The organism is Cecembia rubra, from assembly GCF_003014575.1.
GTDB classification, from domain to species: Bacteria; Bacteroidota; Bacteroidia; order Cytophagales; family Cyclobacteriaceae; genus Cecembia_A; species Cecembia_A rubra.
This window is the reverse complement of sequence record NZ_PYGF01000002.1, coordinates 94,745-105,760: the sequence shown is the minus strand read 5'-3', so window position 1 is coordinate 105,760 and position 11,016 is coordinate 94,745. Positions and strand designations below refer to the sequence as shown.

Here is an 11,016-nt window from a genome sequence, read left to right as displayed (position 1 = left end):
CCAATACCCTGTCAAAAGTCAGGTTTTGGAGCTGATTTCTTTTCTATTTTCGCCTAACCCAAAAAAAACTAACATGCATCTAAGTGATCAAGAAATTGCCAGGGCATCTAAAATGCGTCCTATTGCTCAAATAGCTGAAAAACTTGGCATCTCCGAAGAAGATATAAGACCCTATGGGAAATATGTCGCAAAGCTTCCTTTAAAATTAATCGATGAAGAAAAAATCAAGGGAAAGAAACTTATACTAGTTACGGCAATTACCCCTACCAAATCTGGGGAAGGCAAGACCACGGCAAGTATAGGGCTTGCTGAAGGATTGAACAAAATTGGGGTTAAAACAGCAGTAGTAATTAGGGAACCATCCTTAGGTCCTGTATTTGGCATGAAAGGTGGTGCCGCTGGAGGAGGCTATGCCCAGGTACTTCCAATGGAATCCATCAACCTCCACTTTACGGGTGATTTCGCGGCCATTGAAAAGGCCCATAATTTATTAGCCGCTCTTTTGGACAATCATATACATAATCAGAAGAACACCCTTAATATAGACCCGAGAAAAATAGTATGGAAAAGAGTGATGGATATGAATGAAAGGGCATTGAGGGATGTAGTGATTGGTCTTGGGGGGGCGGCTCAAGGTATTCCAAGAGAATCCGGCTTTGATATCACTGCTGCATCTGAGGTTATGGCTGCACTCTGTCTATCCAAAGACTTAATGGACTTAAAGGAAAAACTGGGCAATATAATCGTCGGATTTACTTTTCAGGATGAGCCGGTCAGAGCCCATCAATTGAAAGCACAAGGAGCAATGGCTGCATTACTCAAACACGCCATCATGCCTAACCTTGTTCAGACGATAGAAGGAAACCCTGCCATTATTCATGGAGGTCCATTCGCCAATATCGCCCAGGGATCCAACTCCATTATTGCAACTAAAATGGGACTCACATTGGCTGACTATGTAGTCACAGAAGCAGGTTTTGCCTCAGACTTGGGAGGAGAAAAATTCCTTGACCTCAAATGCCAATATGGAAAACTCAAGCCTAATGTGGCCGTAATTGTAGCCACTATCAGAGCTTTGAAAAGCCATGCAGGTATTCCTTTTGATGAGCTCAAAATAGCCAATCCAGAGGCTGTTAGAGCAGGTCTCCCCAATTTGGAAAAGCACATTGAAAACATGAAACATTTCATGCTTGTTCCTGTTGTAGCCATCAACAAATTTGCTTCGGATTCTGAGCAAGAGATTGAAGCAGTCAGAACTTTTTGCCATTCATTAGGAGTCAAAGTTGCCCTCTGTGAGGCCTGGGAAAAAGGTGGTGAAGGAGCAATAGAATTTGCCCATACAGTAAAAGAGGCGGCAGAATCTGGAATGAGCAATTATACACCATTATATGATTTTGATTGGGGAATAGAACAAAAAATAGAAACTATAGCAAGGAAAATATATGGTGCAGGTGAAATTGAATATTCCTTAAAAGCCAAACAACAACTTAAATTGTTTAAAAAAATTGGACTGGACAAAATACCTGTTTGTATTGCCAAAACTCAATATTCCCTTTCAGATGAACCAACACTGATCAATAGACCTTCCGGCTTCACTATAAAAATCAGGGAATTTGACATTGCGGCTGGGGCCGGATTTATTGTACCTATTGCGGGAACTATCATGAGAATGCCTGGATTACCGGCTAAGCCTGCTGCTGAAAATATTGACATAGATGCAGAGGGAAATATAACTGGACTGTTTTAAAGCCACCATAACTTTCAATTTCAATCAATTAATTCGCAAATCCAATAAAAAAATAATTAGGAAATTCAGGGATTTTATGATTATTTGAAGACGCTTTTCAACTGAAACTGGAAAGCTCTTTTATTGATAATCATATTTTTAATTCCATCTAATGAAAAAATCACAGTTAATTCTGATGGTAACATTATTTTCAGTTGCCATCCTTGCTTGTTCCCCGCCGAAAGGGATCCATGAATCGGAAGTGACAGAAGGGTCAATTGCAAACAACCAGACCTTAGCCGACAACAGCCGAAACAGTCTTGATTGGTATGGAGTATACAAAGGGATTACACCCTGTGCTGATTGTGAAGGTATCGAAACTACCATTACTCTAAAAAGAAATAGTACTTTCAAAAGATCCCTTAAATATCTTGGGAAGAATGAAAATTCTTTTTTTGATGAAGGAAATTTCGAATGGGATGAAACCGGAAGCTATGTCACCTTAATGGGCAAAGAAGGAACAACCCAGATGTATCAGGTTGGTGAAAATGTAATTTTCCATTTAGACCAGGAAGGTAACCGGATTACAGGAGAACTTGCAAATATGTACAGACTTCAAAAAAATCCGGTAGATTTCAGACTAGAGAATAAAAAATGGGTACTGATCGAACTTAGGGGAAAACCTGTTGAGAAAAAAGAAGGTCAAAGTGAAGGTTTTATTGAATTTGATATGGAAACAGGTATGTTTTCAGGTAAAAATACTTGCAATAATTTCTTTGGACAATATGAACTAATGGAAGGAGATAGGATAAAATTTGGACAGGCCGGCAGCACACTTATGGCCTGCCCCGATATGACTACGGAGCAAGAATTCATGGAGGTTTTGAAGATAGCTGATAATTACAATGTTGTCGATGAGCTATTGAGCCTAAACCGGGCAAAAATGGCTCCTTTAGCTAGGTTTGAACTGGCAAAAGTAGATTAATGGATAAAGAATTTGAAATCCATTTCTTTTAGAGAGGGCTATGATAGCTTTCCAAGGTTCAATTGAAAGTACTTGCCGAAATCAGCCATAGTTTTGAAAAAATTATATTCCAGCATAGTTCTTTATTTGAACAGAATTGGTTTTGCACGTAAAAATAAAAAATCCCGGCAAACCCGGGATTTTTTTATGAATAATCAATTGTCAGCGGCTTCCAACTCGTATTTAAGCGTTCTTCCTTTTTCCACAGCAGGCAGGCCTTCTGTCATCCATAATGGTGCCGGAGCACCTTTAAGGTAATGGTCAAAGAATTGAGACAGCCTAATCGAGAGGTCTTTTCGGTTTTTCCTTAACCGGAGATTATGGTCCTCACCATTGTATTGAAGCAACCAAGCAGGTTTATTCAACCTTTTCAAAGCCATAAACATTTCTATGCCCTGATACCATGGCACAGCCCCATCCTCATCATTATGCATGATCAATACCGGTGTATTTACCCTGTCCATGAAAAACAATGGAGAATTTTCAATGTAATACAAAGGCTTTTCCCAAAGCGTACCACCAATTCGGGATTGGGTCTGCTCATATTGGAACATACGGCTCATTCCAGTACCCCAGCGGATACCTCCATAAGCCGAGGTCATATTGACTACGGGTGCGCCTGCACCTGCAGCTTTAAACATATTGGTCCGGGTAATCAGATAGGCAACCTGATATCCTCCCCAACTCTGTCCTTGAATGGCCATATTCTCTGTATCTACAAAACCTCTGGCAACCAAAGCTTGCACCCCAGGAATTATACAGTTGTATGCACTTGGCCCAGGTAAACCCAGATCATACTTAATATCCGGAACAAATACCAGATAATCATTGGAAACAAAATAAGGAATGTTGATTGTTGAAGCACTTGGAGCAGGGGCCCTATATGAATGTAGGCCATCTGAATTCCTTTCATAAAAATACACCATCATAGGGTATTTGGTATTTGGGTCAAAATTCTCAGGCTTAAACAATAATCCTTGGAGTGGTGTTCCATCATTGGCCAGGTAATTGACCAATTCTACTGCTCCCCATTTAATGTCCTTCTGTTGAGGATTGGCTATAGAAAGCCTAGTGAAATCCTGCATACCTAAGTCTCCGGCATAGACATCTGGAAATTCCTGATAGGTGGATCTTCTAAGTATGATCTTATCTGAATTTTCTGCCTTTGATAGTCCCAAATAACGATGGTCAGTAAAGACTAAGTTCCTTGGTTTGACTTTCCCTAAATAATCTGAAACTGCATAACCACTTTTTTTATCCACTTCGTGAAACACTGAAATTACTAAGGGCTGTGAAGGATCAATACTTTCCTCTTGAGGGTCTAATCGCTCTCTCCTGTAAACCAGGTTTTGCTTCCTACCTTCTCCTTGGGTCAGATTAATTGGATTTGTTTTACCAGTGGGATCTATCCGCCAAACATCATATTTGTCATAAACCAAAAATGCCGTATCATCTTTGAGCCATCCTGCCGATCCATAGCTTCCCGGGAGTGAAGGGGAGTCATGAAGTTCATCATAAAAATTGACTTCCAGACCTTTGGTTAAATTTTTGGTCACCTTTGTCTGAACTTCATAGCTTACCCAAGAGCTATCTCTACCGTCATACCAATAAATATACTTCCCAGCAGGAGAGAGTTGGGGGTTTCCAGGCACATCTTTCCTTACCAAAGTTCGTGTTCCTGTTTCCAAATCAATCAAATAAACATCTCTTCCAATTTGAATATCCCAACTATAATTCCTCCTATAAGGACTATCATCGAAACCCAATGCATATTTCAGTTTTCTCTTTCGGTCCAAGTTGATCTGAGGAACCTTTTCATCTGCCAGAGAAATAATCCTCTTACTTTTCATATGGTAACTGGCCAAGAAGGATTTTTTTTCATCTCTGCTTTTATTCCTTAGCTGCATGGGTTGTATTTCAGCATCTTGCCAACCCCAGATATCCAATTTCACCCTATCCTCATCCAAGATGGTCGTATCCTCTTCATAGGTATAACTCTGATAATCAGAAGAAGTACCAAAGAACAATTTGCTGTCATCTTGTGAAAAAGAAAGCCTTGCATTTTTACTTACCATTCCAGGAACTCCAAGTGTCCCTTTGGAAGCTATTTTTTGATTTTGTTCTTTTAGGATATCATAAAGGTACAAGTCATAATAAGGTTTTTTCGCCTTTGCTGAATCTTCAGTGCTCAGATAAGCCAAAAATTTTGCAGATTCCGAAAATGCAGGATTAATGTATTCCGTTTTTCGTACATCTATGATCTTGGAAATCCCCGTGTTCAGGTCCAGTAAAAAGATTCCAGTATTCTTTAAAGTGTCTTCACTGGCCTTTACATAAAAAAGATGTGATCCATTTTCTGAAAACCCATATTCTTTTACCCTGTTATACTCAAATTGTTTGCTCCCATCAAAGCTTCTTACAATCAACTTCGTTCCATCCGTTTTTGTAGGCTTAGGTTTTGGTGCTTCTACTGCCGTTGAGTCTCTCTCTCCTTTTTTTGTTTCTTTTTCGGGAAGCTCTTTTTCAAAATGAATGGCCAACCAATTACCGGATTTTTCTGGTATTGCATAAGATTTGACTCTTGCGTATTTTTCAATGGCTCCATTTTCTAAAAGAACAACAAATAAGCTATCCTTGGGCATGTCATCAGCCTTTGTCTTTTTTAGTTTTAAATGCCTGACTGATTCATGCTCGGGACTAATTCTCCCAACTCCATATTTACTGTCATTTGAAAAAGTCCATCTGTTCCCTCTTGGAATGACGATTCTGTGTTGTGCATTCCCATGGGCTACCAACTCCAACCTACCGTCTCCATCCTGGGGATTTATTTCAAATCCTACCCAATTTCCATCACCTGAAATTTTATCACCATTCAAAGTCTCCCACAAATCATAATCTGCATGTGTAAGGGATCGTTTTTGTTGGGCTTCAAGTTTACCGGTAAAAATTAACAATACCAGCAACAAAGTATATCTTAAAATTTCACTTCTCATAGATTCAATTTATTGTTCTTATACAAATTAAAGATTGCCTCTTTTTATTACAGGCCACTTTTATGCCAGCGGGTAATTAATTATATAAAATGTAAAAGCCGCAGTAATTGGTTTAACTTACTGCGGCTCATATTTAAAAAAGGTTTAATTTATTTACCCAATGTAATTTCCCTTTCCAAATATCCCCCTCTGGTAGAAAGCAACCTCAATTTTGCCTTCACTGGTTCAATTTGATTTACTTTTACTTTGAATAAAGCTTCTTTGCTCTCCCCAGCTTCAGTATATCCAGCATATATAGTTTTATCATAAGTTTGAGGAGTTGTAATGATGACTTTAGCATTTTCAAAACCTTTTGTCAATTCTTTGTCGAATTCGAGGATCAACCTGTCTTCCTCCACAATTTTAACCCTTTTGGCTTGATCGAGCGCCACTGGTAGTTTGCCGGTATTTGCCCAAGTAACTTTAACCTCATACTCATCCCCATACTTTTGTATATTGATGTCCTTGATTTCAATTTGTGGTAAATCAAAAGCCATGGCAAGATTAAATAATGATTGCTTTCTTATCCAACTTTCCAATTGCCAAGGAGGACCATTTTGAGAAAAAAACTTGGGATGGAATCCCCCAATTTCAACTTCCCCCAACTGGGGATGATCAAATTTTTCCCAAGGTTTAAATCCTTTGGAACCATTTTCTTCATCATCCCACATAAGTCCATCATAATCATCCAAAACTCCATCTCCATCATAATCTTTCATGGCACCGTTGTTCCAAAGTTCGTCCCCATACCAAATAGCTCCATAATAAAAATATCCGAAATCAGGCCCATGACCGAACAAAGGATTGGGCTTAAGAGGATCTCCTGTCAATCTATTGGTTCCACCTCTTGTGCTATAAGTCTCATATACATCTCCTGCCCAAGGATAGCCTGTTATGGTCATTCCCAAACTGTCGTAATATTCATACAACAATCTGTCCTTCAAAAACATTGATTCTGCAGAGGATGAGGTGGAAGGAGGCCTTAAATGCATAGGCACGCGTGTATCCAATGAGTTGACCACAGAAATATTAGGGTGGCTCATCAGCCAAAGAAAAGTGGATCGGGTTTCAATTTCACTTAATGGGTATTCACCAGCTCCGAATTGTGTAAATCCTCTTCCTGTGGCATCCCCCCCAATGTCAGGCCTCCAGTTTTCAGGGTAATTTCTATGAAGATCAAGTCCACCTATTCCATCTTCATTAAATCTCCCATCTCCATCATTATCAATCCCTTCAGTGTACATCAGGTAATCACCCTGACCATCCAGGACCCGCTTCATCAGCCTTCCCTTAGGATCTTTTGGATCTATAATATAATTTGCTTTTTCCTTTTCTTCAGGGCTTAATGCCTTCTTACGCATCATGTGAATCACACCATCTCCATTAAGGTCCTCTTCAGGATCTTCATCAAATAAACCATCCCTATCCACATCATGAGGCCTCACTGTACTTCTGTTTCTTTGTTCAGAAAAAAGATACATATTGGTACCATCAGGATTATTCTGTGGCCTGACATATATGGTTTTGGTGTCAATTAATTTTGTAATGGCAGGGTCTTTACCATAATTCTCCAGCAAATGATTGGTAAGCCAAAAAACTGCTTCAGATGCCGTCACCTCTCCCCCATGCCTGCCCCCTTCGAAATAAGCAGCCGGCTTATCCGTATGCTTTCCCGTTTTTTTATTGGTAATGGTCATCTGCAAAATAGGTCTGCCTTCAAACGACCTTGCCACTTCATACAATTCAGTGATTTCCGGATATTTTTCGGCCCAAAGCCTATACCAATGATACATCACATCCGGAGTATGGTAAATATCAAAAGTCAGTTTACTTTTCGGTTCGTATTCCACTTCCGGAAATTCGTGCTTTTTGAAAAAAGACTGACCATGTCTCTCTCCTGAAACAGTATAAAACTTTGTATTCTTATCCTGTTCAGGCCATTTCTTTTGGTAAACAAGGGATTTTTCCTGTGCCAATGCTTGTATAGCAAATAGCATAGAAAACCCTAGGATCAGGAGAAAATTTTTATTCATAAGCTTTCATTATTTTTCTAAAAATAACCGAGATAATACAAACCTTGATTACCATTCAAAAAAAAATCCCTGACCGATTGACCAGGGATTTAAAAATTCAATCAAAAATTCTTACTTTCTTATCACCAGCTCAAAAAGGATAGGCGAATAATCACTAAAACCTGGAACAGGACTGGCTTGAGGCAATTTCCTTATTACATGTCCTACTCTTTCAATCAAACCTTTATCTGCCTCTTCATTGAGAATCTCATATCCGGAAATTTTCCCTTTGGCATTTATGTTAATTAACACCTTCAATTCATCAATAGCTGCACTCTTTTTGGTCCTGAATATAAAAGGCATGTAACTGTCTACCATATCCAAGGCATGCACCGGAAATACCCAAGGAGAAATTGAGTTAAGTGATGACTCTTCAATCAACTCATCCAGATTAAAGATTATGGGGTTTATTTTAGTGCTCTTAGCATTACCTTCCGTTGCAGGCTCATTGGAAGAGCCTTTAACTACTTCTGTAAATTCACCAGAAGCCAATACATTGTTTGAGATCAACATCCCTGTCAAAATCAAAACGGATAAATAATTAAAAATGGTTTTCATAGCTGTCTATTTGATTGATACAAATATACAGATTAATAATTTTTAAATGCAAATTTTTGCAGTTTAAATTTTTATAAGAAAACAAAAAAGTCTTGCCATAAGCAAGACCCTTTTCAGAATATAAACCCAAATATAACTTTAGAGATTAAAAGTTTCAACTTCAGTAATTTATGAATTTATGATGCAATTTTACCTTCTGCAAAGTTTTATACCCACTTTGATTCATTCCGCAGAATAAAATTAATGCATCTAATCCATGCTCCAAAATAAAAGTATTTTGACCAATTTTACAAATTGAAAAATTTATTTTGGTAATTTTTAAGTATTTTATAATTTGTTCCCGCTTTCATTAACATAGATTCAAAACGACCTAAAAAAAATGGATAAAATTTTAGATATTGACAATATCGACCTAAAAATCATTTCCCTGTTAAATGATGATGCTAAGACTCCTTACACGGAAATAGCAAAAAAAGTGTTTGTTTCTTCTGGTACAGTCCATGTAAGAATGCGCAAATTAGAGGATATGGGCATTGTGAAAAGTGCTACATTGAATATAGATTTCTCCAAACTTGGATATGATATCTCTGCATTCCTCGGGATTTATTTGGAGAAGAGTTCCTTATATGACAATGTCATTGAAAAATTAAAAGGTATTCCAGAAGTGATCAACGCTTATTATACTACAGGTAATTATTCCATTTTCGCAAAGATTATCTGCAAAGACACTAACCACCTAAGAACCGTACTGGATAATATTCAAAAAGTCGAAGGTATAGACCGAACGGAGACCCTGATTGTTCTAGAGGAAAGTATTAACAGACCCATTCAGTTTTTTGATAAATAACATGACAAAAATCATATTGTATTTCAGATTTTTTTACGAAAGAAAATTATTCAGATTAAATCTAAATAAAATAAAATTATCACTTAGCTAACAATTTATTGCACCCACAGGTTAAAGCCGGAATTACGAACTCCGGCTTTTTATTTTTACATTTCCCTGTTTTTAAGCGTTTTAACCTTGTTTCGTTTTTATCGTAAACAAAAATTACTGGGATGGTGAACAATAAAATTTACTTTAATGTTGTATCTTCGCACTGTAAAATATAATTAGTCTAAATAACTCACCTCATGAGCAAGGACAATCAGATTTTAGAAGAATTTACCTCTAAAGAATATGAGCATGGCTGGTCGGTCAATTTCGAAACCGAAGAAGCTCCTCCTGGATTAAATGAGGACATCATTAGATGGATCTCTGCTAAAAAAGAAGAGCCTGTATGGCTTTTGGAATGGAGGTTAAAAGCTTTTGCAATCTGGCAAAACATGCAAGAACCTGAATGGGCAAATGTAACATATCCTAAAGTTGATTTTCAGTCAATCAAATATTATTCTGCGCCTAAACAGAAAAACAAACCAAAAAACCTTGATGAGGTAGATCCTGAGTTACTACAGATATATGAGAGATTGGGGATTTCCCTCAATGAGCAAAAAAGACTTCAGGGAATTGCAGTTGACGCAGTCCTTGATTCTGTTTCAGTAGGAACTACTTTTAAAGAAACACTTTCCAAACTAGGAATTATATTCTGTTCATTCAGTGAAGCAGTAAAAGAGCACCCGGAATTGGTTAAAAAATACTTAGGATCTGTAGTGCCTATCACAGACAATTATTATGCAGCTCTGAATTCCGCCGTATTCTCTGACGGTTCATTCTGTTATATTCCCAAAGGTGTGAGATGCCCAATGGAATTATCAACTTACTTCCGGATCAATGCAGCCAACACAGGTCAGTTTGAAAGGACCCTGATCGTTGCAGAAGAATCTTCTTATGTATCTTATCTGGAGGGCTGTACAGCTCCTCAAAGGGATGAAAACCAGTTGCATGCCGCAGTTGTGGAAATTTATGCAGAGAAAAATGCAGAAGTGAAGTATTCCACTGTTCAAAACTGGTACCCAGGCGACAAATCTGGTAAGGGGGGTATTTACAATTTTGTTACCAAAAGAGGAATCTGTGCTGGTGACTATTCTAAAATCTCCTGGACACAAGTGGAAACAGGTTCAGCCGTGACATGGAAATATCCTTCATGTATATTGAAAGGAGATTATTCTGTGGGTGAATTTTACTCTGTAGCTGTTACCAACAATTATCAGCAAGCAGATACAGGAACCAAAATGATCCATATCGGTAAAAATACCAAATCAAGGATCGTATCTAAAGGTATATCTGCTGGTCATTCCCAGAATTCATACCGAGGTCAGGTTCAGATAATGAAAAGGGCTGTTAATGCAAGAAATTTCTCCCAATGTGACTCTCTTCTAATGGGAGATAAATGTGGTGCGCACACTTTCCCTTACATAGATATCCAAAATTCTACCGCAAAGGTTGAACACGAAGCGACAACTTCCAAAATTGGCGAAGATCAAATCTTCTACTGTAACCAAAGGGGAATTGACACAGAAGATGCAGTTGCCCTGATTGTAAACGGTTATGCCAAGGAAGTTCTCAACCAATTACCGATGGAATTTGCAGTAGAAGCCCAAAAACTTCTTGCACTGACACTTGAAGGATCTGTCGGTTGATAAAACATTAAATGTACATCATTT

General features: G+C 38.2%; 7 protein-coding genes. 4 read left to right on the top strand and 3 right to left on the bottom strand.

Features of this window, described 5'->3' with window-relative positions; all coding sequences use genetic code 11:
* Window positions 1-73 precede the first annotated feature (73 nt).
* Both CLV48_RS05300 and CLV48_RS05295 read left to right on the top strand, forming a co-directional pair.
* Complete coding sequence (locus tag CLV48_RS05300) at window positions 74-1,747, top strand: formate--tetrahydrofolate ligase (RefSeq protein WP_106566230.1); 1,674 nt, start codon at window positions 74-76, stop codon at window positions 1,745-1,747.
* A 151-nt stretch (window positions 1,748-1,898) separates the two neighbouring features.
* A complete protein-coding gene (locus CLV48_RS05295) occupies window positions 1,899-2,711 on the top strand; it encodes a copper resistance protein NlpE N-terminal domain-containing protein (RefSeq protein WP_106566229.1) in 813 nt (270 codons plus the stop codon).
* Between the two features lie 194 nt (window positions 2,712-2,905).
* On the opposite strand, the gene CLV48_RS05290 is transcribed toward CLV48_RS05295, so the two are convergent.
* The 3 genes from CLV48_RS05290 to CLV48_RS20640 form a co-directional block, all read right to left on the bottom strand.
* Window positions 2,906-5,743 (bottom strand): S9 family peptidase, encoded by a 2,838-nt coding sequence (locus CLV48_RS05290; RefSeq protein WP_106566228.1) that lies wholly within the window; start codon window positions 5,741-5,743, stop codon window positions 2,906-2,908.
* A gap of 149 nt (window positions 5,744-5,892) precedes the next feature.
* The gene (locus CLV48_RS05285) at window positions 5,893-7,815 is read right to left on the bottom strand and encodes a M14 family metallopeptidase (RefSeq protein ID WP_106566227.1); all 1,923 of its coding nucleotides are present in this window, start codon (window positions 7,813-7,815) and stop codon (window positions 5,893-5,895) included.
* Window positions 7,816-7,926: 111 nt separating this feature from the next.
* The gene (locus CLV48_RS20640) at window positions 7,927-8,412 is read right to left on the bottom strand and encodes a hypothetical protein (protein ID WP_211299903.1); all 486 of its coding nucleotides are present in this window, start codon (window positions 8,410-8,412) and stop codon (window positions 7,927-7,929) included.
* A 379-nt stretch (window positions 8,413-8,791) separates the two neighbouring features.
* Between CLV48_RS20640 and CLV48_RS05275 the strand changes: the two genes are divergently transcribed.
* Together CLV48_RS05275 and sufB are read left to right on the top strand one after the other, a co-directional pair.
* Window positions 8,792-9,259, top strand: a complete 468-nt coding sequence (locus tag CLV48_RS05275) for an Lrp/AsnC ligand binding domain-containing protein (RefSeq protein ID WP_106566226.1) — start codon at window positions 8,792-8,794, stop codon at window positions 9,257-9,259.
* A 287-nt stretch (window positions 9,260-9,546) separates the two neighbouring features.
* Window positions 9,547-10,992: a Fe-S cluster assembly protein SufB gene (sufB, locus tag CLV48_RS05270; RefSeq protein WP_106566225.1), complete on the top strand. Its 1,446-nt coding sequence runs from the start codon at window positions 9,547-9,549 to the stop codon at window positions 10,990-10,992.
* Window positions 10,993-11,016 lie beyond the last annotated feature (24 nt).

What these genes read in the sequence shown, in the direction of transcription:
- CLV48_RS05300 (WP_106566230.1), top strand. Translation starts at nt 74, where the DNA reads ATGCATCTAAGTGATCAAGAAATTGCCAGGGCATCTAAAATGCGTCCT.
- CLV48_RS05295 (WP_106566229.1), top strand. Translation starts at nt 1,899, where the DNA reads ATGAAAAAATCACAGTTAATTCTGATGGTAACATTATTTTCAGTTGCC.
- CLV48_RS05290 (WP_106566228.1), bottom strand. Translation starts at nt 5,743, where the DNA reads ATGAGAAGTGAAATTTTAAGATATACTTTGTTGCTGGTATTGTTAATT.
- CLV48_RS05285 (WP_106566227.1), bottom strand. Translation starts at nt 7,815, where the DNA reads ATGAATAAAAATTTTCTCCTGATCCTAGGGTTTTCTATGCTATTTGCT.
- CLV48_RS20640 (WP_211299903.1), bottom strand. Translation starts at nt 8,412, where the DNA reads ATGAAAACCATTTTTAATTATTTATCCGTTTTGATTTTGACAGGGATG.
- CLV48_RS05275 (WP_106566226.1), top strand. Translation starts at nt 8,792, where the DNA reads ATGGATAAAATTTTAGATATTGACAATATCGACCTAAAAATCATTTCC.
- sufB (WP_106566225.1), top strand. Translation starts at nt 9,547, where the DNA reads ATGAGCAAGGACAATCAGATTTTAGAAGAATTTACCTCTAAAGAATAT.